Below are 25,017 nucleotides of genomic sequence, written 5' to 3' on the forward strand. Positions count from 1 at the left end.
TCCGCCTGCGGCCTCAGGGCGCACCGAAACCAGCCGCCGTCAGGACGGCTCGACCCTCGGGACCCGTGACGAAGTCGACGAACGCCTGCGCCGTGGCCCCCTCCGGGCTCTCCGCGAGAGCGGTGATGGGGTAGGTGGTGACTCCCGCCCCCGCCTCGGCCAGGTCGATGCCGAGCACCGAGCCCCCCGCAGCGCGGACGTCCGTCCCGTAGACCAAGCCGGCGTCCGCTTCCCCCGACGTCACCTTGCCCAGCACGTCGGTGACGGAGGACTCCTCACTGACCGGATCGAGGTCCACGCCCTCGGCACCGGTCACGGCCGCCGCGGCGACCCCGCAGGGCACCTGTTCGGCACAGACCACGGTCTTCACGCCGGGGCGCGCGGCATCGGCGAGGGACGAGATACCGGCAGGGTTGTCGGGCGGGACCGCGAGCTGGAGCGTGTTCGTGGCGAAATCGACCGCGGTCCCGGCGAGTAGCCCCTCGTCGGACACCTGCTGCATCGTGCGGGTATCGGCGGAGGCGAAGACATCGGCCGGTGCCCCCTCGATGATCTGGGTCACGAGGTCGGAGGACCCCGCGAACGTGAGCCGAACCTCTGCGCCCGGGTGCCCGTCCTCGAACCGGCGGGCGAGGTCGGTGAAGGTGCCGGTGAGGGAGGCCGCCGCGAACACCGTGATGCTCCCGTCGATCGCCGCGCCGTCCGCCGCAGCGGACCCTCCGGTGCCCGTGGCATCCCGGGCTCCGCCGCAACCCGTCAGGAGGAGCATGGCGCAGGCGACGGCGGTGGGGGCCGCACGCCGCTGCCACCCCGGGGTCCGTCCGGGCCGGACGCGGCGGGCGTCCCGCCCGTGACTCCTGACCCCCGACGCGAGGCGAGCGACGATCACGCCTTCCCTCCCGGGGTCTCGATGATGACGGTCGTGGCCTTGATGACGGCGATGGCGATCGACCCCTTCTTCAGGCCGAGATCCCGTACGGCCTCGCTGCTCATCAGGGACACGACGCGATGCGGTCCGCACTGCAGTTCGACCTGCGCCATGACCGTGTCCTGCAGGACGTCCGTGACGATCCCGACGAACCTGTTGCGCGCGGACCGCCCGATGTCGGAGGGGTCGCCCGGCAGCACGGCGTTGCGGTGCGCGAGCGTCGCCAGCTCGTACGCATCCACCACGAGCCGCCCCGCCGGGTCCTTCGTGCTGGCGAGAATGCCGCCGTCGATCCAGCGGCGCACGGTGTCGTCACTGACGCCGAGATAGCGGGCTGCGTCTCCGATCCGTATCTGCGTCATGGACAGAACCTTACATCCTCGGATGCGGAGCGAAGACCGACTCAGCCCTTCTCGAGGAAGGCTTCCTTCTCGGGGTTCAGGTACAGCTCGATGGCCAGTGCCAGGCCGGGATACCTCTCGAGGTCCGGATCCTCCCCGACGATCTCCTGGGCGTCCGTCCGCGCCTTCTCGATCACCGTCCCGTGCTGGGTGATCTTCAGGAACCGCAGGGCCGACCGGCCGCCCGACTGGGACGCGCCGAGGATGTTTCCCTCCCGGCGCAGTTCGAGGTCCTTCTGCGAGAGCTCGAAGCCGTCGGTCGTGGACGCCACGGCGGAGAGCCGCTCGCGGCTGGGGTGCTCGGGCTCGAGCTTGGTGACGAGGAGGCACGTCCCGGCGTGCCCGCCCCGGCCGATCCGCCCGCGCAGCTGATGCAGCTGAGAGATGCCGAAGCGGTCGGCATCCATGATCACCATGAGGGTCGCGTTGGGGACGTCGACGCCCACCTCGATGACCGTCGTGGCGACGAGGAGCTGTACGCTGCCGTCGGCGAAGCGCGCCATGACGGCGGCCTTGTCCTGCGGATCCATCCGCCCGTGCAGCATCCCCCGCGTCACGCCCTGCAGCTGCGCGACCGCGCCGAGGTCGTCGGACAGGCCGACGACGCTCGTGAGCTCCTGCTGACCGCCGGTGGCCTTCTCCGGCCCCGGGTCCCCGTAGAGCGGGGCGGGGACGTCCTCCTCGGACCTGCCGTCGTCACCGATCTTCGGGCACACCACGTACACCTGGCGGCCCGCATCGATCTCCTCGCGGGCCCTGGCCCAGATCCTGTCGATCCATGCGGGGTGCTCGGTCAGCCCGACCTCGTGCGTGGCGATCGGGCTCCTGCCCGCGGGAAGCTCGGAGAGCGTGGACGTCTCCAGGTCCCCGAACACCGTCATCGCCACGGTCCGCGGGATCGGGGTGGCCGTCATCACGAGGACATGGGGGGACGTGCGGGCCTTGGTGCGCAGGGAGTCCCGCTGCTCCACGCCGAACCGGTGCTGCTCGTCCACCACGATCAGGCCGAGGTCGAAGAACTGCACGTTGTCCGAGAGCAGCGCATGCGTGCCGATGATGATCCCCGCGTCACCGGATGCAGCCTCCAGGAGGGACTTCCGACGCTGGGCCGTGCTCATCGACCCGGTCAGGAGGACCACGCGCGTGCCGTCCGTGGACCCGCCGAGCATTCCGCCCTCGGCCAGCGGCCCGAGGGTACGCGTGATCGACTGGAGGTGCTGGGCGGCGAGCACCTCGGTCGGCGCGAGCAGCGCGGCCTGTCCGCCGGCGTCGATGACCTGCAGCATGGCCCGGAGCGCCACCAGGGTCTTGCCCGAGCCCACCTCACCCTGCAGCAGCCGGTTCATCGGGTGGTCGCGGGCGAGGTCGTCCGCGAGCGTCCGTCCGACGTCGCGCTGACCCTGCGTCAGGGTGAACGGCAGGCGCGCGTCGAACTGGTCGAGCAGTCCGCCCGCTCGCGGGGGCCTGGCGGTCGCGTCCTCCCTCGCCGCCAGCGCCCTCCGCCGCGCGAGAGCCGCCTGCAGCACGAACGCCTCCTGGTAACGGAAGCGGTGCTGCGCCCTGTAGGCGTCCTCGACCTGCTGCGGCCGGTGCACCAGCTCGTAGGCGGTCGAGAGGCTCATCAGCTTGTCGCGGCGGGCGATCGACGCGGGGACGGGATCATCCAGGTCCGTGAGCCGCAGCGTGTCCAGGATGGTCCCGACCGCTAGGGCGATGCGCTCGCTGCCGAGCTTCTCCACCGCGGGATAGACCGGGATCGGGCGGTTCACGTACGCGGGGTCGCCGTCGCCCTCGTCCAGCAGTACGTAGGCCGGGTTGGTCAGGGACAGCTTCCCGCGGTAGACCGTCACCTTGCCGGAGAACATGGCCCGGACACCGGGCCTGAGATCTCGCTCGGCCCCGTAGCCGTTGAAGAAGGTGAGGCTCATGGCACCGATGCCACCCTCGGCGTCGTCCGTGATCACGACCTCCAGCAGCATGCCCTTGCGCGTGCGCATCCGCCGCGAGTTCGCGGACTGGACGCGGGCGATCAGCGTCACCTCCTCGTCCACCGGCACCTCCGCGATGGGGGTCAGCTCGCCACGCTTGAGGTAGGTGCGGGGGAAGTGGTTCAGCAGCTCCCCCACCGTGGTGATGGAGAAGTGCTTGGCCAGCAGTTTCGCGACGGGACCCAGATGGCGGTCCAGAGGTGCATCGAGCTCCGAGGCGGCCGTGGACCGCGCCGCATCAGGACTCACCGGCCTCGGCTCCCGGAACCGGTACCGCGAGCTGCGTCACGGAGATGTTGACGGGGTGACCTGCCTCGTGGATGAGGGCCAGGGCCGGCGCGGCATCCGGCACGTGCACGTGGATCCTCCAGCGATAGCCTTCCTCGACCTCCGTGACCGCGCTCATGATCACCGAGTCGCCGAGTTCGTCCAGGTGGAGCCTGAGTGTTGCGGCATCGAGGGGACTGAGGTTGATGGTGCACATGACCTCGACGCCGTCCGCGTCTCCCCCGTTGTGGATGTGGGGTGCCTGGATGTCGTAGCCGTGCAGGCCGTCGATCAGCTCGTCCTGCAGTTCCTCGCCGAGGGCCGCTGCCCGGAGGGCGTCGAGGATGAGCAGGAAGCCCACGCCGCCGGCGTCGACCACTTCCGCGTCCGTCAGTGGTCCGAGTTGGCTCTCGGTGTGCACCACGGCCTGCAGGGCGTGCTGGACCGAGGCCCGGAGCGTGAGCGCCAGCGTCGAGTTGCTGTCGTCCGACGCGTGTCCCGCGGCCGTCTCGGCGGCACCCCGCGCACTCGCCTCGAGGACGGAGAGCATGGTGCCCGGCACGGGGTCGCTGAGCGCGGACCAGCTGCGGATCTGGGCGCGGTGCAGGGAGGAGGCGAGGAGGGTGCAGGTCAGCCGGCTGGTGCCGTGGAGCGGCTCGGCGAACGCGGAGAGGAAGACGGCGAACAGGGTGCCCGAGTTGCCGCGGGCATCCTCCATGGCGGCACGTCCTGCCAGGGTGAGGAGCTCGCCGAGGTCGGAGGTGTCCGCCTCGTGCGCCGCCCGGGCAGCGGCCCGCACCGTCTGGTACAGATTGGTGCCGGTGTCCCCGTCCGCGACAGGGAAGATGTTGATGGCGTTCAGGCGGTCGCTGTGGTTCCCGAGCGACTCCTCGGCCTTGCTCAACCAACGCTTCATCGCCACTGCGTTGGCGGTGATCTTAGTGTGCAAAGTGGTCCCATCCCCTGAGAGCTGTCGCCTGTGACGCCAGTGTCACCAGCGGCTTGCCCGGCCTCACCGAGCCTACCGCAGTGAAGCCGGGAGGAAGCAGGGAGTCCTGCGGGAAGGTGGCGAGCAGACCGTGGTCCTCGCCGCCGCCGAGGATCCACTCCATCGGATCGAGATCGAGCACCAGGGCCACCTCACGGAGTGGATCGGCGTACGTCCCGAGGACCACGGGGTCGAGGTCCAGGTGCACCCCGCTGGCGGCGGCGATCCGCCCTGCGTCGCGGACGAGGCCGTCGGAGATGTCGAGCATCGCGCTCGCGCCGCCGGCAGCGGCGGCCGGGCCGGCGGTGAGCGGCGGGCGGGGACGCAGCTGGGCTGCGATGAGGTCAGCCGCCGACGCGCCGAACTCCGTCACCGGCCGCCCGTCCTCCAGGATGGCCAGTCCGGCCGCTGCCCGGCCCAGGGTTCCGGCCACCGCGAGGACGTGGCCCGGCCTGGCTCCGGAACGGAGCACCGGCGCGAGCCCGTGCAGGGCCCCCGTCACGGCTGCCGTGATGACGAGCTCGGAACCGCGGCCGAGGTCCCCGCCGACCACGGAGCAGCCCACTGCGCGGAGCTCCCGGATCGCTGCGGCGAGGCCCCGCGCGCAGTCCTCGACCCAGGCGACGGGGGTGATCGGGGGCAGGGTGAGGCTGACGACGAGCGACGTCGGCGTGCCGCCCATCGCGTTGATGTCGCTGAGATTCTGCGCCGCGGACTTCCAGCCGACGTCGAAGCCCGAGGTCCTGAAGCCGTTGGGGCGTACGGTCCTGAAGTCGTGGCCCTCCACGAGGGTGTCCATCGACAGCACGAGCGGTCCGGCCTCCGACAGCACGGCGGCATCGTCACCGGGCCCTACGAGGACTCCCTGCGGAGCACCCAGCATCGCGATGATCCGTGCCAGGAGTTCACCTTCACCCAGCCCGCCGACCGACGCCTCGGCGGTGGACCCGCGATCGACGCCCGGAGCCGCGTCCTCCGGCAGCGCCACCGGCCGAGGAGCACCACCTGCCGGACGGGAGGACCCGGTCGTCGCGTCCGGGACTGCAGCTGCGCCCGGTTCGGAAGGAATGTCGTGCCGCATACTCCTACCGTAGGCCCCGGGGCCGACACGCGCGCCGGGCTGCCGGGTCCGCCGTCACGCCCTCGGGAGTGCGTGCACGTAGGCGGACAGCCGCTCGGACGCCGGCGCCGGCGCGAACCCGGTGGCCTTGATCTTCGCGAGGTCGAGCGTGCTCCTCAGCGGGCGGGGAGCCGCGGCCTTGCCCGCGAAGTACTCCTCGGTACTGACGCCGGTGACGTCACCACGCTCCCGTCCGACGAGGTCGAACACGTCGGCGGCGATCTCTGCCCAGCTCTGCGGCGCGCCGTCGTTGGTGACGTTGTAGGTGCCGTACGGTGCGCCGGTGCCGACCAGGTGCAGGATGGCGCCGGCGATGTCCTCCGTGAAGGTGAGCCGTCCCACCTGGTCGTCGACCACACTGGGCGAGATCCCGCGGCCGGCAAGGCTCGCCATGGTGCGCACGAAGTTCCCGCCCTCACCGATCACCCAGCTGGTGCGCAGGATGTAGTGCCGCGGCACGGTCGCCACGATGGCGTCGCCGGCGGCCTTGGTCTGCCCGTACACCCCGAGCGGGGTGAAGGCCTCGTCCTCGCCGTGCACGTCCCGGGACCCGTCGAAGACGTAGTCGCTGGAGACGTGCACCAGGGTGATGCGGTGGGCGGTGGCCACGCGGGCGAGGGCCGCGACGCCCGAGACGTTGACCGCCCAGGCTGCCGCGCGGCCCTCCGGGCTCTCCGCGGTGTCGACGGCGGTGTAGGCCGCCGCGTTGATGATGGTGTCGTAGGCCGTCCACGGGCGGGCGTCGTCGAGCCCACCGCCGAGCAGGTCCAGCTCCGCACGGCCGGCGAACTCCACCGACGGGTGCCCCGCGAGGGCCGCGCGCAGCGCCCGTCCCAGCTGTCCGTCGGCGCCGACGACGAGCGTGCGGCGCGGCGCGAGCGGTGTGACCTCGGCGAGCCGGGGGTGCTGTCGGTCCTTGTCGGACAGCTCGGCGTCGGCGAGCGGGATGGGCCAGTCGATCGCCGACGTCTCGTCGGCCAGGTTGAGGAACACGTACTGGTCCTGCGCGTCGGCCGACCAGTGGTCGTTGACGAGGTAGGTGTAGGCCGTGCCGTCCTCGAGAGTCTGGAAGGCATTGCCCACGCCACGGGGGATGAAGATGGCGGTGGAGGGGTCCAGCTCGGCGGTGAAGACCGCGCCGAACGAGGGTCCCTCGCGCAGATCCACCCAGGCACCGAAGACGCGCCCGGTCGCCACCGAGATGAACTTGTCCCAGGGTTCGGCGTGGATGCCGCGGGTCGTGCCGGCCGTCTCGTTGAAGGAGATGTTGTTCTGCACGGGTCCGAAGTCGGCGAGGCCGGCGGCCGTCATCTTGGCCCGCTGCCAGTTCTCCTTGAACCAGCCGCGGTTGTCACCGTGGACCGGGAGGTCGAACAGCACGACGCCGGGGATGGGCGTCTCGCGCGAGCCGAGGGGCTTCGAGAAGGTGGGGCCCACGGGCTACTGCCCCAGTTCGATGTACTTGGACTCGGTCACGGCCTTCTGCGGCCGCCACCAGGCCTCGTTGTCGCGGTACCAGGCGATCGTGTCGCGCAGGCCCTGCTCGAAGTGGTGGAACTCGGGCTCCCAGCCGAGCTCGGTCCGGAGCTTGGTGGAGTCGATCGCATAGCGCAGGTCGTGGCCCGCACGGTCTACCACGTGGTCGTAGGCATCGGCAGCCTGTCCCATCTCGGTGAGGATGAGTTCGACGACGTCCTTGTTGTTCCGCTCGCCGTCGGCGCCGATCAGGTAGGTCTGGCCGATCTCGCCCTTGTTGAGGATGGTCCAGACCGCGGAGGAGTGGTCGTTGGCGTGGATCCAGTCGCGGACGTTCAGGCCCTCACCGTAGAGCTTGGGCCGGACGCCGTCGATGACGTTGGTGATCTGGCGCGGGATGAACTTCTCGACGTGCTGGTAGGGGCCGTAGTTGTTCGAGCAGTTGCTGATGGTCGCCCCGACGCCGAAAGACCGGACCCACGCGCGCACGAGCAGGTCGGAGCCGGCCTTCGTCGACGAGTAGGGACTCGACGGGTTGTAGGGCGTCTCCTCGGTGAACCGTGCTGGATCGTCGAGTTCCAGATCGCCGTAGACTTCGTCGGTGCTGATGTGGTGGAAGCGCGTGCCGTGACGGCGGGCGGCCTCGAGCAGGGTGTAGGTCCCGATGATGTTGGTGTCCAGGAACGGACGGGGATCGTGCAGGGAGTTGTCGTTGTGCGACTCCGCGGCGTAGTGCACCACCGCGTCGGCGCGCTGCACGAGCGGATCGACGACGGCGGCGTCGGCGATGTCACCGACCACCAGGTCGAAGCGGTCGGCGGGCAGCCCCTCGAGGGAGGCATGGTTGCCCGCGTACGTCATCTTGTCGAGGACCGTGACGGAGACGTCCGTCTGCTCCATCAGGTAGTGCACGAAATTGGACCCTATAAAGCCGGCTCCGCCGGTCACCAGGAGATTCTTCACGTCCTGCACTTTACCCGGTGCACCCCGGCCTCCCCGGGCGCACCGCTCCCGTTGCGTCACTCACGACTGGTGGCGGCCCCTCCTGCGGACGGCGACGACCACCACGACGGCCACGAGTGCGGCGACGAGACCCGCGCCGATCCAGGCCGCGGGCGCGAGCGAGGAGGTGCGCTCCGCCTCGACCGCGACCGTGCTGCCGCTCGGCGAGGGAGTCGGCACGCTGCTCGTGCGCGGCGTCGCGGTGACCGTCGCGTCCGGGGTGGCGGAGGGCAGGGTCGCAGGCGGGACGACGGCAGGAGGCGCGGACGACGGCGGGGCTGCCGTCACGGGGGCGGAGGCCGTCGCACTCGGGGTGGCCGTCGCCGTGGGTTGCGCGGCAGTCGGCGACGGCACGGGCCCCTCGTCCTCGATCGGTACCACCTGGTCGGTTGCGGCGTCGTACCGCTCGTTGGTGTAGATCAGCGTGTCCGCGAAGAGCAGGTACCCGGTGCCGGGTTCGATCAGGTGGCCGGTCCCCGGATGCACGAGGAAGCCTGTCCGGGCGTTGATCGCGAATCCCGTCGCGGGGTCGATCCCCGACGTGGCGGTGGGATCCGGCACGGGCGGTGCGGGTTCGCCGAACGTCGCTCCCGGCTGGGGCTGCTCGACGACGTTCGGCCGCTGCTGCTCGACGACGTCGGGCTGCTGCTGGGCGACGACCGCAGGACGGGGCGCGACGGCGACGGCCGGCGCGGGAAGGACGGCCACCGCGGCCACCGCGGCCACGGCGAGGAGTGCGCCCGCGGCGGCGACCCGCGGTCGGACGATGGGATGGGGGGCGGGGAGGTGGGGCGCTGTCATTCGTCCTCGGCTCGATCTGCGCCGGGATGCTGGGGAAGCGCACCGGTCACGCGTGGGACCGTCAGCCTGAGCGCTGCGGCTCTCGAATCCTACTGGCGGCCGGCTCCACGGCGCGGTCGGCCGGGTCCGGCGGCGGCCGCGTGTCGCAGCAGGCCGCCCGGGCGTCGACGGGACGCTCCGGCCGCAAGCGGAAGAAGCCCGCGACCGCGTGTCGAGGGAAGGCCGGGGCCACGCACTAGGCTGGCTCCATGCGTGCTCTCCCCCGTGCCGTGGCCCTCGTCGCGGCCGCCGCGACCCTGCTGGTCGTGCTGCCCGGCTGCACGTCCGTCGTCGACGTCGATCCGGCAGCGGACGCCGCGAATGCCGACTGCGCGGATGTGATGATCGCCCTGCCGCCGCTGGTCGCCGAGAACGAACAGCGGGACACCAACAGTCAGGCGACGTCCGCCTGGGGCGATCCGTCCAGGGTGGTGCTGCGGTGCGGCGTCGTCGTGCCCGGGCCCACCACCGATCCCTGCGTGACCGTGAACGACGTCGACTGGGTGGTCCGCGAGGGTGATCCCGCGTGGACCGCGACCACCTACGGGCGGGATCCCGCCGTCGAGGTCCTGTTCGATCCCGAGGAGGTGGCCTCCAGCACTGTCCTCGTGGAGCTGGGCGACGCCGTCTCGCGCGTCGAGCAGACCCGGGCCTGCGTGGGACTGTCCGAGGCCACCCCCGTACCCACCGGCGGCTGACGCCGGACCGACCGCACCAGCCGCGACCCGCCAGGAGGCACAGTGAAAGCCGAACAGATCTCCGACGTCTGCACCTTCCACGGAGAAGGCCCCTACTGGGATCCGCGGCGGGGTGAACTGCTCCTCGTCGACATGATGGAGGGCGACGTCCTCGTGCGCCACGAGGACGGGGGCATCGACCGGCATGACGTGCACCCCCGCCTGGCCGGTGTGATCCGCGGGCGCGCCTCGGGCGGCTACGTCATCGGCGTGGAGCGTGGTTTCGTGTTCGCGGACGAGTCGCTCGCCGACCTCTCACAGGGGCCGGAGGCCTTCGACGACCCCGCCGTCCGCATGAACGACGGCGGCTGCGACACGGCCGGCAGGTTCCTCTGCGGCTCGATGGGCTGGGAGGGCGGCTTCGGCGCCGGCACGCTGTACTCGCTGGACGGCGACCACTCGGTCTCGACGCTGCTCACCGGGATCACGGTGTCCAACGGCCTGCACTTCTCCCCCGACGGCGGCACCGCCTTCTTCAGCGACACCCCGACGGGCCGGATCGACGCGCTCGGGTACGACGTCGAGGCGGGGAGCTTCACGGACCGCCGCACCTTCGCCGTCGTCGAGCCCGCGCTGGGGATGCCGGACGGCATGGCGATCGACGCGGAGGGCGGTGTCTGGACCGCGCTGTACGGCGGGGGCGCCGTGGCGCGCTTCGATGCGTCGGGCAGGTTGTCGGAGCACATCCCCCTGCCCGTCACCAACGTGACGGCGTGCGCCTTCGGAGGAGCGGACCTCTCGACGCTGTTCATCACGACCACGCAGGAGAACATCCCGGAGGGGTCGGAGCCACTGGCGGGAGCTCTTTTCTCGGTGCGGACAGGTGTGGCCGGAGCCCCGCTGCCGATGTTCCGTGGCTGAGTCCCGGGGCTGAGTCCCTGGGCTGAGTCCCTGGGCTGAGTCCCTGGGCTGAGTCCCTGGGATGTCCCTGCACGATCACCGGCCCAGCGCTGCCTCCGGCGAGCGGAGGCGAAGAGGAGGGACATCCTCCCGCGAACGACCACTGTTATGCGTCCGCGGGAGGCTTGTCCCCCACATGTTCGTGTCCGCTCCGGCCGTGGATGGGTGCGTTCCGAACGGAGCGGAGGGGCACTACAGGATGGGTTGCCCGCCCGTCACGGCGATGCGTGCGCCGGAGACGTAGCTCGCTTCATCCGAGGCCAGCAGCACGTACACCGGGGCGAGCTCCGCCGGCTGGCCTGCGCGTTGCATCGGGACCTGCTGCCCGAAGCTCTCCACCTGCTCCTCGGGCATGGTAGCCGGGATGAGCGGCGTCCAGATCGGTCCGGGGGCCACCGAGTTGGCGCGGATGCCGCGTTCGGCGAGCAGCTGAGCCATGGCGGCCGTCATGTTCGCGATGCCGGCCTTGGTGGCCGAGTACGGCATGAGGGTGGGGACGGGGTTGTCCGAGTTGACCGAACTGGACCCGATGATCGAGCCTCCGGGGCCCATGTGCGGGAGGACCGCCTTGGTCAGGTGGAAGAACGCGCTGAGGTTGATGGCGAGCGTGCGGTCCCACTCCTCGTCGGGAATCTCCTCGATGGTCTCGTGCGTCATCTGGAAGGCCGCGTTGCTGACGAGGATGTCGACGCGCCCGAACTCCTGCACCGCCGTGTCGATCACGCCCCTGCACGTCGCCGGATCAGCCAGATCGCCGGGGAAGAGGACAGCGGTCCTGCCTGCCTCCTCGACCCAGCGCGCGGTCTCGCGGGCGTCGTCGTCCTCGTCCAGAGAGCTGATGAGGACGTCCGCGCCCTCCCTCGCGTACGCGATGGCGACCGCGCGCCCGATGCCGCTGTCGCCGCCGGTGATGACCGCCTTCTTGCCGGCGAGGCGGCCCGAGCCGCGGTAGGACTGTTCGCCGTGATCGGGCGCTGGGTCCATCGCGTCGGTGGTTCCGGGCGGGTCCTGCTGCTGCACTGGCTGGCTCACTGTTCCTCCTGGTGTCTGCTGGGTCTCTCCTGCAGGCGCTCCGTGTCCACCGGGGATCGGTGCCGCAGGTTCCTTGCCTCCTCACCATAAGCAGCCTTAGTAGTTGAGGAGAAGCGGACATCCGGTCCGGGAACCCGTTGCGCAGGAGGACCCGTAGCAGCCATGCAGCAGCCAGCCGAGTACATCCTCCCGCTGAGGTGGACCGATCGGGGACCCCTCGACGAGCTGGCCCGCTACCTGGCCAGGCTGGTCCGGTGGGTCGACGTCACGGTGGTCGACGGGTCCCCCGACGCGTCCTTCCGGCGTCACGCCCGGGCGTTCCCTCCCGCCGTCCGCCACGTCAGGCCCGCGCAGCAGCAGGTCAGCCGGGGCGGGAACGGCAAGGTGCAGGGCGTCCTGACCGGGATCGCCCTCGCCCGGCACGAACGGCTCGTCATCGCGGACGACGACGTCCGGTACACCGAGGAAGGCCTGTCGCGGGTCCTGCGGCTCCTCGACGGCGCGGATCTCGTCCGGCCGCAGAACTACTTCGCACCCCTCACCTGGCACGCACGCTGGGACACCGGCCGGACCCTGCTGAACCGGGCCTTCGCCTCCGACTACCCGGGAACCCTCGCCCTCCGGCGCAGCACGGTCCTGGCGGCCGGCGGATACAGCACCGAGGCCCTGTTCGAGAACCTGGAACTGATCAGGACCATCCGCGCTGCGGGCGGACGGGAGGTCCGGGCGGACGATCTCTTCGTGCGTCGCCTGCCCTGTACCACGCGGCACTTCCTGCGGCAGCGCGTGCGGCAGGCCTATGACAGCTTCGGTCAGCCGCCACGTCTTCTGGCGGAACTCGGCGTCCTTCCCGCCCTGGTCCTCATCCGTCCCGACGGGTTACGGCTCGCCGGGCTGGCCTGCGGTGTCGCCGCCCTGGCGGAGCTGGGCCGACGACGGCGGGGCGGGCGGGCGGTGTATCCACCCGCTGCTGCCCTGTGGGTACCGCTGTGGCTCGCGGAGCGGGCCGTGTGCAGCTGGCTCGCCGTGCTGAGCAGGGCACGCGGTGGGGTGCGGTACAGCGGCGGGCGGATGCGGCTGGCAGCGCACTCCGAGCGCCAGTTGCGGAGACGCGTCGCAGCGATCCGCCCGCGGGACGGATCGCGGGGACCCGCACCCGTCGGGATCAGCGCGCGGCGCTAGCCCGCCAGGCTGTCGAGCTTCCCCTTCATCCCGTTCAACGCCGGGTCACGCAGCGCGTCGAACGCCGGCCGCAGGACCGGCTGTGCGATCTTCAGCACCCCATTCAGGTCGAATTCCGCGGTGTAGGTGACATCGCTGCCGCCCGGGATGGACGTCGAGGGGACCACGTCCATCGAGTCGAAGGCGACGAGGGTCTTGTTCTCCCCGCGCAATCGGATGTGGCCGGGCCGTAACTCCTCGATCTCGTACTCGATGGGACGGCGCTTGCCGCGGAACTCGGCCTCCGCGTGGTAGCGGTGCCCCACCGCGGCCGGTCCCTCGGACCGCTTCTCGACGACGGGCGTCCCAGGATCCCAGGTGCTCGTGTTCTCGAACTCGGAGAGGAAGGCGAAGGCCCGCTCGGGAGGAAGGACGGTGCTGATGGATCCTCTGACGGTGATCATGGCCCCACCCTACAAGGGTGTCGGTGACGGTAAGTAGACTGATGGAACACGCCCCACGACGAAGAGGAACACACATGGCAGACACACTGGGAAGCCCGACCTCCGAGCCCGAGGGCGGTTTCGAGCGCGATCCCTCCGACTGGGTCACCGGCGACGAGCCCATGACCGCAGCGCAGCGCAGCTACCTCGACACCCTCGCCCGCGAGGCCGGCGAGGAGATCCCCGCAGACATCAACAAGGCCGAGGCGTCCGAGCACATCGACAGGCTCCAGGGCAAGAGCAAGAGGCTCGACGAGGGATCCTGATCCCCCGGCACGCCTCGGTACCGATCGGGTCCCACGGTGCAGCGGCTTCCAGCCGCGGCGCCGTGGGATTCGTCGGTCCGGCGTCCGTCACCCTCGTCAGCGCACCGCGGCGAAGTTGAACTCCGTGCAGATGTCCTGTCCGAACACGAAGCGCCGCACCGGGGCGCTTCGGGCCTCGTCGAGAGCATCCGAGCCGCTGAAGCGGATGCCCGGCACGCCGTCGCCCACGAGGACGGGCGCGGTGGTGAGGTAGAGCCTGTCGAGCACCCCGGCGTCGAGGAATCGGGACACCGTCTTCCCGCCCCCCTCGATCAGCACCTTCCACAGCCCCCGTGCCTGCAGGATGTCGAGGACGCGCCGGGGAGCGAAGTCGCCCTCCGCGAGCCGGACCACCTCGACGGACGCGGGCAGGCCCGTCGGGACCACCGCTCCGAGTCCCGTGATCCACAGGGTCGGGACGCCGTCGTCGGCGAGGACGCGTGCCTGCACGCCGACCTTCGCGCCGGCGTCGAGCACCACCCGCACCGGGCTGCTGCCGGGGACCTCCTCGACCGCGAGGGAGCAGTCCTCCGTGAGGACCGTCGACGCCCCGACCACGACGGCGTCCACGAGTGCGCGCAGGCGCTGCAGGTGGCCCTGATCGCCGCGGTCCTCGTGCAGCCCGGCGTCACCCGTCCGTGAGGCGATGAATCCGTCGAGGCTCTGCCGCAGCTGCCCGATGACGAGCTGCCCGGTGGCAGCCGCCACGTAGCCGTAGCGGTGGGCCAGCTCCTCGGCCTCACCCGGCGCCGGTGCTGCGGGCACGACGCCGTCCAGCAGCAGGTCCCAGGCGTCGGCGACCGGCGCGGCGTCATGGCGCATGCGGGCCCGCTTCGTCGCCAGGTAGCGCGCGTTCTCCGAGCGCTCGGACACCACGAGCCCTCGCCGCTCGACGACGCGGATACCCAGGTCCTCCAGGGCCTCCTCCTTGGCCGGATTCCCGGAGAGGAGGCGCACGGCCCCGATCCCGAGGTCCTGCAGGATCTCGGCGGCCTGGTCGTACCGGCGGGCGTCGACCGGCAGACCGAGCGCGGTGTTGGCATCCACGGTGTCGATCCCCTGGTCCTGGAGTGCGTACGCCTTCAGCTTCGCGAGCAGGCCGATCCCGCGGCCCTCGTGTCCCCGGACGTACACCACGGCACCACGACCCTCGCGGGCGATCTCCGCGAGCGCAGCGTCGAGCTGCTCCCCGCAGTCGCAACGCCATGAGCCGAGGGCATCTCCGGTCAGGCACTCGCTGTGCACCCGCACGAGCGGCGGCGGACCCGTCGTGTCGGGCGCGTCGTCGTCGATCCCCTGCGCCAGCACCACGTGCTCCGTCCCGCCGCCGTCGCGGTACCCGACCAGCCGGAAGGTCCCGTGCCGCGTGGGCAGCACCGTCTCCGCGACCCGCTCCACGCTGGCGGGGACGGACGAGGACTCGGACGGGAGGGAGCGGACGGACTGGGCGGGCATGCAACAACCTTAGGAGCGGGGCGGAACAGGGCGAAAACGTGCGTCATCCTTTGAACGGGATCGGCGGACGGTTTATTGCTCCTGGGCGGGGCGCAGCACGCTCGCCGCGGCACGTCCCAGGACGTCGCGGAGGGCGAGCACGGCGGGTCTGAGCGCGCCGGCCCGGCGTGCCGAGGTGAAGATCGATCGTCGCGGGTCCTCGTCGAGGTCGAGGAGCCGGACGGGGACGCTCCGCCCGGTCCACACGAGGTCGGGCATGAGCGCGACGGCGTTACCGGACTCGATGAGCCGGATCTGCGCCTGGAGGTCGGCGGTCTCGTACCGCACGTCCGGTTCGAACCCGGCACGGCGGCACGCCTGCTCCGCCCAGTGGCGGGACGCCGCACCCCTCGGTTCCATCACCCAGGCCGCGTCCGCGGCGTCCGCCACCGTGGTGATGTCCGTGACAGCGCGTTCCCCCGCCTGCGGGACCGCGAGGCGGATCGCGTCCTGGGTGAGCGGTACGTGGTCCAGTTCCGCGTGGCGCGGGGCCGCGTGACCGGGGTACTGCTCGGCGATGACGAGATCGAAGTCGCGGGCGAAGGTCTCGTACAGCGCCCTCTCCGGTTCGCGCTGCACCATCTCCACCCGCACCTCCGGGTAGTCCCGGTTCATGGCCGTCAGGGCGTCGGGCATCAGCGCGAGCGCCGCGGACTGGAACACGGCGACCCGAACGGTCCCCGACACCGTGGTCAGCGAGGCGGCGAGGTCGGCCTCGGCCCGCTCCAGGGTCTCCAGCAGTTCCGCCGTGTGCGCGACGAGCACCTCGGCCTGCGGCGTCAGGACCACGCGCCGGCCGGTCTTCCGCAGGAGTTCGACGCCCACTTCCTTCTCCAGCAGGGCCAGTTGCTGCGACACGGAGGACGGGCTGTAGCTGAGGGCGGCAGCGACGTCGGCGAGGGTCCCGCGGATCTTGAGCTCCCTGAGCAGGCGCAGTCTCCGCAGGTCCAGCACTGTGCCTCCAGGGGTCGTCCCGGCGGTCCCGCTTCTTCGGTTCCGCTGATGAATACCCTTCGGTATTCATCGCTTTTCCTCATCCTACGGCCGGTCGATACTGGGACGTGAAGTAGCTGCTTCATCCTGTGCCCGGCGAGAGCCGACCGACCGAGAGCCGTTGCCATGACAACCCAGATACCGCCCCTCGAGGGCTTCGCCGCCACAGCGGCCACCCCCGGCCCGTCCGTCGACACCCACCCGGTGAACGACGGCGGCTCGACCCGCTTCCTCGCCGTGCCCGGCGGGACCACCGAGATCCCGGCGACGCTGCCGGAGGAATCCGTCGCACTCGTGCGGCGCTGGCTCACCGAGGCGTCGAAGGTGCCCGTGGACGCCTCCGCACAGCAACTGGCAGGGGTCCTGAAGGATCCGGACGGACTGGCCTTCACGGTCGGTTTCGTGGACGGCGTCATCCGCCCGGAGGACCTCTCGGTCGCCGCGCGCAACCTCGGCGCCATCGCGCCCATGGTGCCCGGCTTCCTCCCCTGGTACATGCGCGCCGCCGTGAAGGTCGGCGCCGGCGTCGCCCCCGTCCTCCCCCGGGTGGTCATCCCGATCGCGCGGCGCGTGCTGCGCGAGATGGTCGGACACCTCATCATCGACGCCTCGGAGGCGAAGCTCGGCCGCTCGATCGCGAAGATCAGGCGCGAGGGGATCCGCCTGAACGTCAATCTCCTCGGTGAGGCCGTGCTCGGCGACCGGGAGGCCGAGCGCCGCCTCGAGGGGACCGTCCGCCTGCTCGAGCGCCCGGACGTCGACTACGTGTCCATCAAGGTGTCCTCCACCGTGGCGCCGCACCCCGCGTGGGCGTTCGAGGAGGCCGTGGAGCACGTGGCCGAGAAGCTGACGCCCCTCTACACCCTGGCCGCGCGGTCCGGGTCGAGAAAATTCATCAACCTCGACATGGAGGAGTACAAGGACCTCGACCTGACGATCGCGGTCTTCATGAAGATCCTGGACCGTCCCGAGTTCCTCGACCTGGAAGCCGGGATCGTCCTGCAGGCCTACCTGCCGGATTCCCTCGCAGCGATGATCCGCCTCCAGGAGTGGTCTGCCGCCCGGCGGGCGCGCGGTGGAGCGGGCATCAAGGTGCGCGTCGTCAAGGGCGCGAACCTGCCCATGGAGACCGTGGAGGCCTCCCTGCACGACTGGCCGCTCGCCACCTGGGGATCCAAGCAGCAGTCCGACACCCACTACAAGCGCGTCCTCAACTACGCCCTGCAGCCCGGCCGAGTGGAGAACGTCCGGATCGGTGTGGCCAGCCACAACCTGTTCGACCTCGCCTTCGCCTGGCTCCTCGCCGGCGACCGCGGCGTGCGGCACGGGATCGAGTTCGAGATGCTCCTCGGGATGGCCCAGGGTCAGGCCGAGGCGGTCAAGCGCGACGTCGGCTCCCTGCTGCTCTACACGCCCGTGGTGCACCCCAGCGAGTTCGACGTCGCCATCGCCTACCTGATCCGACGTCTGGAGGAGGGCGCGAGCCAGGACAACTTCATGTCCGCCGTCTTCGAGCTCACCGAGAACGAGGCTTTGTTCGAGCGCGAGAAGAACCGGTTCCTCGCCTCGCTGGACGACCTCGACGACACCGTGCCGCAGCCGAACCGCCTGCAGGACCGCTTCCTCCCCGAGCCGGTCCACCCGGGCTCCGGCTTCGTGAACACCCCGGACACCGATCCCTCACTGCCCGCGAACCGCACCTGGGGCCGGGCCATCCTGGATCGCGTCCCCACCTCGCAGCTCGGGAACGACCTCGTGGCAGCGACGACCCTCTCCAGCACCGAGGACCTCGAGGACGCCGTCGCCGGTGCCGTCGCCGCGTCGGGTGACTGGGGCTCCCTGACCGGCGCCGAGCGGGCCGTGATCCTGCACCGGGCCGGCGACGCCCTCGAGGCCCGGCGCGCCGAGCTCATGGAGGTGATGGCCGCCGAGACCGGCAAGACGCTGGACCAGGCGGACCCGGAGACCTCCGAGGCCGTCGACTTCGCCCACTACTACGCGGAGCGTGCCCGCGACCTCGACGACGTCGACGGTGCTGCCTTCTCCCCGGTACGGCTCACGGTCGTGACCCCGCCGTGGAACTTCCCCGTCGCGATCCCGGCCGGCTCCACCCTCGCCGCCCTGGCCGCCGGCTCGGCGGTCATCATCAAGCCCGCCTCCCAGGCGCGCCGTTCCGGTTCGGTCATGGTGGACGCCCTGTGGGCGGCCGGCGTGCCGCGCGAGGTCCTGCGCCTCGTGCAGCTCGAGGAGAACGAGCTCGGCCGTCAGCTCATCGCCGACCCGCGCGTGGACCGGGTGATCCTGACCGGTGGATACGAGACCGCGGAGCTCTTCCGGTCCTTCCGGACGGACCTTCCGCTGCTCGCCGAGACCTCGGGGAAGAACGCGGTGATCGTGACGCCGAGCGCCGATCTCGACCTCGCGGCGAAGGACGTGGCGCAGTCGGCCTTCGGCCACGCGGGGCAGAAGTGCTCGGCGGCGTCGCTCGTGATCCTCGTGGGCAGCGCCGCCACGTCGCACCGCTTCCGCAACCAACTGCTCGATGCCGTCGCCTCCCTCACCGTGGGCTACCCGGAGGACCCCGCCACGCAGATGGGGCCCGTCATCGAACCGGCCGAGGGCAAGCTCCTCGACGGCCTGACGACCCTCGGCGAGGGTGAGTCCTGGCTGATCGAGCCGCGGAAGCTCGATGCCGGCGGTCGGCTCTGGAGCCCCGGCGTCCGTGACGGGGTGAAGCGGGGCTCCATCTACCACCTCACCGAGTACTTCGGGCCGATCCTCGGCATCATGACGGCCTCCACGCTCGAGGAGGCCATCGCGCTGCAGAACGACATCGACTACGGCCTGACCTCGGGCATCCACTCCCTCGACAGCAGGGAGATCGCCACCTGGATCGACGGCGTCAAGGCCGGGAACCTGTACGTCAACCGCGGGATCACCGGCGCGATCGTGCAGCGCCAGCCGTTCGGCGGGTGGAAGAAGTCGGCGGTCGGCGCAGGGACGAAGGCCGGAGGCCCGAACTACCTCGTGGGCCTCGGCTCCTGGTCGGCCAGGGAGTCCACCGCGGGCGCTGCACCGCTGGCCGGCGTCGCTCCCCTGCTCGCGGCGGCCCGGTCCGTGGGCCTGCCGGAGGCGGACACTGCCCGGCTGGCGCGCGCAGCGGCGTCGGATGCCGAGGCGTGGGCCGGCGAGTTCGGCGTGGTGCGGGACGTCTCCGCGCTCTCGGCCGAGCGCAACCTCTTCCGGTACCTCACCCACCCGGTCACCGTCCGGCTCGCAGAGGGTGCCCCGGTCGCCGATCTCGTCCGCGTGCTGCTGGCCGCTCGCGCCGCCGGGGCCCCGGTCAGGGTCTCGAGCGCCGTCGAGCTGCCTGCCGCGCTCCGCTCCGTCGTCGCGGCGCAGGCCGAGAGCCTCACGACGGAGGACGATGCGGGCTGGCTCGCCGCTGCGGCGACCTCCGCGGCACGCCGCGTCCGACTCATCGGAGGCGGCGTGTCCGAGCTTGCTGCAGCGACCGGCGGGCGCCCGGACCTCGCGGTCTACGCGCAGCCGGTGACGGAGTCGGGTCGCGTGGAGATCCTGCCGTTCCTGCAGGAACAGTCGATCAGCATCACGGCTCACCGCTTCGGTACGCCGAACGCGCTGACGGAGGGAATCCTCTAGTCCCACCGCGGTCGTCCGGCGAGGCCCGGCCACCCGACCGGCCGCCCGTTCGGAGCGGCCGGTCCCCCGTATGGTGGGCCGGGCTACTGCTGGACGAGGAGGTCGTCGAACCGAGCGGTCAGCGGTGCCATGGTCGCCGAACTGGAGAGGTAGGCATCCACCGCCACGGACCCCGCCTTCTGCAGGGCCGGATCGGCGTCGGTACTCGTGACCTGCCATACTGTCGGTTCCGTGGTCCCGGCTTTCCAGACCTTCGCCTGGACCGTGGCCGGAGCAGTACCCGAGACGCGCACCCGGACGGTGTAGGTGTCGGCCACGGCGAAGGTCATCGGCGACAGGGCGGCACTGCCGAGGGGTGTCGTGGTCCCGGTGACGACCTTCTCGGTGAACAGGGACAGGGCGCCCGCGGCGGAGATCCACAGCTTCGCCCGGTAGCCTCCGGTCCCGGCAACATTCCGGCCGATGACCGTCAGGTAGGCGCCGCCCCCGTTCGGCGCCTTGTCCAGTCGTGTGGTGAACCGTGTGTCGGTCGTCAGGGACGAGACACCGTCGAGCCGGGACGTGCTGCTCGTCCCCGGAGCCGCGATGCTCATCAGGCCTGCGCTCCCGTCGACGGAGTACCTGGCGGTGGACCCGCCGACCGCCCAGCTCCCACCGACGTCGGCCGTGCCCCACCCACCGGTGACGGTGCGGCTGAAGGCGTCCCGCGCCAGCGCGGGGGGTTGCCCTGTCGACGTCACGGTGACCACGCGGGAGACCGAGCTGGTTGACCCGGCGTTGTCGGTCACCGTCAGCCGCACGGTGTAGGTGCCCGCTGCGGCGTAGGTCTTCGCCGGTCCCACGCCGCTACCGGCGGTCCCGTCCCCGAAGGCCCACGCGTAGGAGGCGATGGTGCCATCGGCGTCGGTCGACGTCGATGCGTCGAAGGATGCGGTCAGGCCGCTGACCGTCTCCGTGAACCGGGCCACGGGTGCCGTGTTCGGGGCGGACCCGGCCATGACGGTGACGCTCGAATCGGCCGACCGCACCTCGTTGCCGAAGGGATCCGTGACGAGGATCCGGTAGCTGTGCGTGGAGGACGGGGCAAGCCCGGAATCCTCGAACGTGAGCACGGGCCGCTGCCAGAAGGTCGACAGCTGGGAGACCTGACGGACCGGGGTGGCGATCTGGCCGTCGCGGATGACCCTGTACGTGAGCTTCTGGTTGTCGTAGTCCTAGTTGGCGGTCCACCGCACGGTGACCCGGCCGGCCGCCGGAGAGGTCAGGGTCGGGCTGGCCGAGGCGTCGGTGACGACGGGACCCGACGTGTTCGGCGCGATGCTGCGGACCGCGAAGCGGACGAGGCCCTGCTGTGCCTTGCCGTTCACCCTCGGGAATTCGCCGCCCAGCACCACGTAGTCGGCATTGCCGGTCACGGTCCAGGGTCCCTGGCTCTGGCCGGTGAACGTGCCGGCGTCCAGGCGGGGGAACCAGGTGAGGATCGACGGTGCGGGATTGCCCTGGAAGTTGAAGTACGAACCGGAACCGTTGCGGGCGACGGTCCCGGTTGCACTCCGGCTGAAGGCCAGCGCCCGTTGCCAGCTCCTCGGGTTCGTCTCGGGGAATCCGCCGATGTTCCCGCAGTAGTGGGCATGCCCCACGGTGTAGATAGCCTCTCCGACGGGGCTGACGCCGTAGGTGTCGCCGTGGCAGTCCTCGACCCATCTGAGCGATCCGTCCGCCCAGTTCGCCGAGAACGTCCCCTCGAAGTTCCCGCCCGAGCCGAAGACGTACCCCGTGCCGTAGACGTTGGCCGCATCGGCCGACAGCCCGGTGATGGCAGCATTCGGACCGCCGTTGCGGATGAGCCCGTTGACGGACCACGGCCTCAGTGCTCCTGATGTTGCATCGACGGCCCCGAGACCGTAACCCGGGTTCGAGGATCCGTTGAGCGTCGTGAAACTGCCGCCCACGACGATCTTCGTCCGGTCGGGTGAGATGACCATCGCGGTCACATCCCCGCCCGCGGCCGAAGGGTTCCAGCCGCGCAGTGCTCCGGTACCCGCATCGACGGCGGCCAGCTTCGCCCGCGGGCTCGAACCCACGGCGGAGAACCAGCCGCCCAGGTAGACCGCATCGGCCGTCGCCACGATCGTCTCGACCCTCGAGTTCGGCGCCGGCCTGAAGGAGCTGATCATCGCCCCGGTCGTCGGGTCGAGCGCGGCGACCCGGTAGGCGGGCGTCCCGTTGACCGCGGTGAAGGCGCCGCCGACGTAGATGCGGGAGCCGTCCGGAGAGGCGGTGATCGTCCTGGCCTGCGCGTTGAGGCTCGGGGCGAAGGACTGGCGGAGCACCCCGGTCGTGAGGTCGTAGGCCAGGATGTGGTTGCGTGGCACGGTGTTCGTCCCCGGGGCGGCCCCGGCCGGCCTCGCCGTCGAGAAGTTACCCGCCACGTAGACGGTGTTCCCCACGATCACCTGCTGCCAGACCACGCCATCGACCTGCACGGTGGGCAACGGGTCCGCCGACACCGTGGGCGGGTTCGCGGCGGTCACCGGATCCGGCGCCGTGTCGGCGGAGGCGACCGGGCCGGTGATCACCGTCGCCACGACCGCGAGGACAGTGCCCGCTGCCATGGTCCCGGTCCTCCGGAAACCGCTCCAGAGCCCCCGAGGGATCCGGGACCGCCGTTCCGGGGCGATCCCCGCTTCCGGCCCGCTGGTGCTTCTCATGGTGCTTCTCCTTGCACTGGCACGGAACCCTCGAAGACCGCGACCGTCGAGACGGCCCGGTAGTGGAAGAGGACGCGGACGGCGTCACGGTGTTCCGCTGAGATCCTGAACACGACGACTCCGGAGACCGTCTGTCCCGGGCCCACCTGGACAGGAAACGGGATGGCTCCCGGGCCACTGAGCTGTTCCGCCGGCGCCCGGTCTGCTACCGTCTCGGCGTTCACGACTGCTTCGGCCAGGGAGATGGGCTCACCGGTGCTGTTCGTCACCTCGAGGGTGACGCGGACCGCGGGCCCGCCCACCTCGCCGATACCTCGCGCTTCTCCCTCGACGGACTGCAGCGCCGTCACCTCGGCGGACACACCACGCGCGAGGTCCGCCGCTTCCCCGAAGCCCTTCGCCGCGGCGACGGGCGGGGGTTCGTCGATCGCCCCCACGGCGCGAGGCGGTGCGAACGCGTCCGGGCCCGGAGGCGCTGAAGCGGGCGTCCCGGGCGCGGCAGGGGTCGGATTCCCCGGGCTCGGGGTCGCGGGGCCGGGGATCGCGGGACCGGGAATTTTTGGCGGCGTCGCCGCTTCGGCTCCCTCGACGGGCCTGATCGAGGGCGCCGGAGCGGGCGTCGATCCGGGCTTGGCGGGTGCGGGCTTGGCGGGTGCGGGGCGGGTCGGTTGCGGCGAAGCGTACGCGGACCCGGCCAGCGGAGCACCCGGTGAAACGCCGATCTGCGCCGAAGGGGGCATTTGCTCCGACCCGGGATTCAGGGCCTCGGCCGCGGCCCACCCGGTCAGGCCGAGCACAGGGACAAGCGCCGCGATGGTCCGGATCCGTCCCCGGCGGCCTGTCCGCTCCGAGGTGCCGGGCCGGTCGGAGGTCACGACGCCCGCATCCTGCGGCGCTGCCACGCTGCACCACCGAGGGGACCGTCGCAGCGGGGGCGGGCCTCCGGCCCGTCATCAGCGGCGGGGCGGCCGAGCCGCCGCGCGACGCGGCTGCGGTCACCACCGCGGTCGACACCAGTGCCCATTATGGGACCTGCTTCTCGAAAGTCCTGCCGAGTCCTTCACCTGTACGCACAGCCAGCTTACGAACGGGCGCGTGCGACCGCACGAGTAGGGCGTACGCGTTGTCGGCCTCCGGACTACGCAGGTCGGCGCTGCCGGCCGCTGGCGGCCACTGGCGGCCACTCCGTGGCACGTAGACTTGCGCGCGGAGAACCCGTGGCCCGCTCCCGACGCCACGACGCGCGGCCCGCCAGTGGTCGGAAGGATCGAAGCCCATGAGCAGCCGCAGCACCACCCGGAGGTCCCGCCGTGCCAGGGTCCGGGCATGGACTCCGGGGCTTGCCGTGATGGCGGGTGGAGTAGGGGTCTCGATGCTCCTCGCGCACCTGCAGACACTCCTCGGGGCCCTCGTCATCGCGCTCGTCCTCGGGATTCTCCTCGGGAACTCCGGTCTGTACAGGGCCACCCTGCGCACGGGGATCGGCGGAGGGACCAAGCGCCTCCTGCGCGCGGGCGTGGTGCTGCTCGGACTGCAACTGGCCCTGCCCGACATCCTCGCGCTCGGGCCGCAGGTCATCCTGCTGATCGTCGCGTGCGTCGTCCTCAGCTTCTACGGCACCCTCTGGCTGGGCCGGCGCTTCGGATTGAGCCGCTCCGGTTCCCTGCTCATGGCGGCAGGCTTCTCGATCTGCGGGGCGTCGGCCGTCGCCGGGATGCAGGGCATCGTCGATGCGGACGACGACGAGGTGGCCTCCGCCGTCGCCATGGTCACCCTCTACGGCTCCCTCATGATCATCGCCCTGCCCCTGGCGAACGCGGCGATCGGCCTCGATGCGACCCGCTTCGGGGTCTGGTCCGGGCTGGCGGTCCACGAGGTCGCGCAGGTCGTGGCGGTGGCGAGCACGGCGGGTACGGTGGCGCTGGCGTCCGCCACGGTGGTGAAGCTCGGTCGCGTCCTCATGCTCGCGCCGGTGGCCGCCATCACGAGCATCGGTGAACGACGTCGCTCATCCGCAGGCCCGCAGGCCGCGACGACCGAAGCCGGCACCGGGTGGCCGACCGCCTCGACGACCGGTTCGACGACCGGTTCGACGACCGGTTCGACGACCGGCGGCAGGATGATGACGGATGCCGCGGACACGGGTACGGCTGAGGTCCGTCGCTCCACACCCGTGGTTCCGCTCTTCGTCGTCGGTTTCCTCGCGATGGTGGTCCTGCGATCGCTCGGCATCCTGCCGCAACCCGTCCTCGACGTCGGCCGGACCATCACGACCATCCTGCTCGCTGCGGGCATGTTCGGCCTGGGCGCGGGCATCGACCTGCGGAGACTGCTCCGCACGGGCGGCCGCTTCGCCGCCGTCGGTGCAGCGGCGACCACCCTCCTGGCAGGGCTGTCACTCCTGGGCGTCGTCGTCCTGACCTGACGAACAGACCGACCCCGACAGACCGACCCCGACAGTCGGGCTGGACCCGGGGGACTGACCGGGGCGAATCGGATCCGGCAGGG

The 25,017-nt window shown here is 71.2% G+C and carries 21 protein-coding genes; 6 read left to right on the top strand and 15 right to left on the bottom strand.

Annotated features, from left to right (window positions below; translation table 11 throughout):
- Positions 1-13 precede the first annotated feature (13 nt).
- From modA to FNH21_RS01025, 8 genes are all read right to left on the bottom strand, one after another.
- Positions 14-769 carry a molybdate ABC transporter substrate-binding protein gene (modA, locus tag FNH21_RS00990; protein WP_152813766.1) on the bottom strand — a complete coding sequence of 252 codons (756 nt, stop codon included), beginning with the start codon at positions 767-769 and terminating at the stop codon, positions 14-16.
- Between the two features lie 116 nt (positions 770-885).
- The gene (locus FNH21_RS00995) at positions 886-1,290 is read right to left on the bottom strand and encodes a TOBE domain-containing protein (RefSeq protein WP_152811642.1); all 405 of its coding nucleotides are present in this window, start codon (positions 1,288-1,290) and stop codon (positions 886-888) included.
- A gap of 41 nt (positions 1,291-1,331) precedes the next feature.
- The gene (locus FNH21_RS01000) at positions 1,332-3,566 is read right to left on the bottom strand and encodes a DEAD/DEAH box helicase (protein ID WP_191931484.1); all 2,235 of its coding nucleotides are present in this window, start codon (positions 3,564-3,566) and stop codon (positions 1,332-1,334) included.
- On the bottom strand, positions 3,556-4,500 hold the full coding sequence (locus FNH21_RS01005) for a DAK2 domain-containing protein (protein WP_152811644.1): 945 nt from the start codon (positions 4,498-4,500) through the stop codon (positions 3,556-3,558). The genes FNH21_RS01000 and FNH21_RS01005 overlap by 11 nt, the downstream gene beginning before the upstream one ends.
- A gap of 22 nt (positions 4,501-4,522) precedes the next feature.
- On the bottom strand, positions 4,523-5,653 hold the full coding sequence (gene thiL, locus FNH21_RS01010) for a thiamine-phosphate kinase (protein ID WP_152811646.1): 1,131 nt from the start codon (positions 5,651-5,653) through the stop codon (positions 4,523-4,525).
- 54 nt (positions 5,654-5,707) lie between these two features.
- Complete coding sequence (locus tag FNH21_RS01015; protein ID WP_191931485.1) at positions 5,708-7,129, bottom strand: sugar nucleotide-binding protein; 1,422 nt, start codon at positions 7,127-7,129, stop codon at positions 5,708-5,710.
- 3 nt (positions 7,130-7,132) lie between these two features.
- Complete coding sequence (rfbB, locus tag FNH21_RS01020; RefSeq protein ID WP_191931486.1) at positions 7,133-8,131, bottom strand: dTDP-glucose 4,6-dehydratase; 999 nt, start codon at positions 8,129-8,131, stop codon at positions 7,133-7,135.
- 60 nt (positions 8,132-8,191) lie between these two features.
- A complete protein-coding gene (locus FNH21_RS01025; protein WP_152811648.1) occupies positions 8,192-8,971 on the bottom strand; it encodes a hypothetical protein in 780 nt (259 codons plus the stop codon).
- A gap of 248 nt (positions 8,972-9,219) precedes the next feature.
- Between FNH21_RS01025 and FNH21_RS01030 the strand changes: the two genes are divergently transcribed.
- Together FNH21_RS01030 and FNH21_RS01035 are read left to right on the top strand one after the other, a co-directional pair.
- Positions 9,220-9,708: a DUF3515 family protein gene (locus FNH21_RS01030; protein WP_152811650.1), complete on the top strand. Its 489-nt coding sequence runs from the start codon at positions 9,220-9,222 to the stop codon at positions 9,706-9,708.
- A gap of 42 nt (positions 9,709-9,750) precedes the next feature.
- Positions 9,751-10,608 (top strand): SMP-30/gluconolactonase/LRE family protein, encoded by an 858-nt coding sequence (locus FNH21_RS01035; protein WP_191931487.1) that lies wholly within the window; start codon positions 9,751-9,753, stop codon positions 10,606-10,608.
- Positions 10,609-10,839: 231 nt separating this feature from the next.
- Here FNH21_RS01035 and FNH21_RS01040 read toward each other — a convergent pair whose 3' ends face one another.
- Complete coding sequence (locus tag FNH21_RS01040; RefSeq protein ID WP_191931488.1) at positions 10,840-11,679, bottom strand: SDR family oxidoreductase; 840 nt, start codon at positions 11,677-11,679, stop codon at positions 10,840-10,842.
- A gap of 162 nt (positions 11,680-11,841) precedes the next feature.
- Between FNH21_RS01040 and FNH21_RS01045 the strand changes: the two genes are divergently transcribed.
- Positions 11,842-12,861: a glycosyltransferase family 2 protein gene (locus tag FNH21_RS01045; protein WP_241742687.1), complete on the top strand. Its 1,020-nt coding sequence runs from the start codon at positions 11,842-11,844 to the stop codon at positions 12,859-12,861.
- On the opposite strand, the gene FNH21_RS01050 is transcribed toward FNH21_RS01045, so the two are convergent.
- On the bottom strand, positions 12,858-13,304 hold the full coding sequence (locus FNH21_RS01050; RefSeq protein ID WP_152811652.1) for an SRPBCC family protein: 447 nt from the start codon (positions 13,302-13,304) through the stop codon (positions 12,858-12,860). The two genes, FNH21_RS01045 and FNH21_RS01050, sit on opposite strands and share 4 nt — an antisense overlap.
- Positions 13,305-13,378: 74 nt before the next feature.
- On the opposite strand from FNH21_RS01050, the gene FNH21_RS01055 reads away from it, so the two are divergent.
- A complete protein-coding gene (locus tag FNH21_RS01055; RefSeq protein WP_152811655.1) occupies positions 13,379-13,609 on the top strand; it encodes a DUF3072 domain-containing protein in 231 nt (76 codons plus the stop codon).
- Positions 13,610-13,705: 96 nt separating this feature from the next.
- On the opposite strand, the gene ribA is transcribed toward FNH21_RS01055, so the two are convergent.
- Both ribA and FNH21_RS01065 read right to left on the bottom strand, forming a co-directional pair.
- Positions 13,706-15,103 carry a GTP cyclohydrolase II gene (gene ribA, locus FNH21_RS01060; protein WP_152811657.1) on the bottom strand — a complete coding sequence of 466 codons (1,398 nt, stop codon included), beginning with the start codon at positions 15,101-15,103 and terminating at the stop codon, positions 13,706-13,708.
- A 72-nt stretch (positions 15,104-15,175) separates the two neighbouring features.
- On the bottom strand, positions 15,176-16,096 hold the full coding sequence (locus tag FNH21_RS01065) for a LysR substrate-binding domain-containing protein (protein ID WP_191931489.1): 921 nt from the start codon (positions 16,094-16,096) through the stop codon (positions 15,176-15,178).
- A 165-nt stretch (positions 16,097-16,261) separates the two neighbouring features.
- Here FNH21_RS01065 and FNH21_RS01070 point away from each other — a divergent pair, with 165 nt between their 5' ends.
- On the top strand, positions 16,262-19,798 hold the full coding sequence (locus tag FNH21_RS01070; RefSeq protein ID WP_152811659.1) for a bifunctional proline dehydrogenase/L-glutamate gamma-semialdehyde dehydrogenase: 3,537 nt from the start codon (positions 16,262-16,264) through the stop codon (positions 19,796-19,798).
- 83 nt (positions 19,799-19,881) lie between these two features.
- Here FNH21_RS01070 and FNH21_RS01075 read toward each other — a convergent pair whose 3' ends face one another.
- The 3 genes from FNH21_RS01075 to FNH21_RS17240 form a co-directional block, all read right to left on the bottom strand.
- Positions 19,882-20,910 (bottom strand): PKD domain-containing protein, encoded by a 1,029-nt coding sequence (locus FNH21_RS01075; protein ID WP_152811661.1) that lies wholly within the window; start codon positions 20,908-20,910, stop codon positions 19,882-19,884.
- Between the two features lie 102 nt (positions 20,911-21,012).
- A complete protein-coding gene (locus FNH21_RS01080) occupies positions 21,013-22,509 on the bottom strand; it encodes an NHL repeat-containing protein (protein WP_206687015.1) in 1,497 nt (498 codons plus the stop codon).
- Positions 22,506-23,411 (bottom strand): hypothetical protein, encoded by a 906-nt coding sequence (locus FNH21_RS17240; protein ID WP_152811665.1) that lies wholly within the window; start codon positions 23,409-23,411, stop codon positions 22,506-22,508. Before FNH21_RS17240 ends, FNH21_RS01080 begins: the two co-directional genes overlap by 4 nt.
- A gap of 374 nt (positions 23,412-23,785) precedes the next feature.
- Between FNH21_RS17240 and FNH21_RS01090 the strand changes: the two genes are divergently transcribed.
- The gene (locus FNH21_RS01090) at positions 23,786-24,934 is read left to right on the top strand and encodes a YeiH family protein (RefSeq protein ID WP_152811667.1); all 1,149 of its coding nucleotides are present in this window, start codon (positions 23,786-23,788) and stop codon (positions 24,932-24,934) included.
- The last annotated feature ends 83 nt before the right edge of the window (positions 24,935-25,017 follow it).

The organism is Arthrobacter bussei, from assembly GCF_009377195.2.
Taxonomy (GTDB): domain Bacteria; phylum Actinomycetota; class Actinomycetes; order Actinomycetales; family Micrococcaceae; genus Arthrobacter_D; species Arthrobacter_D bussei.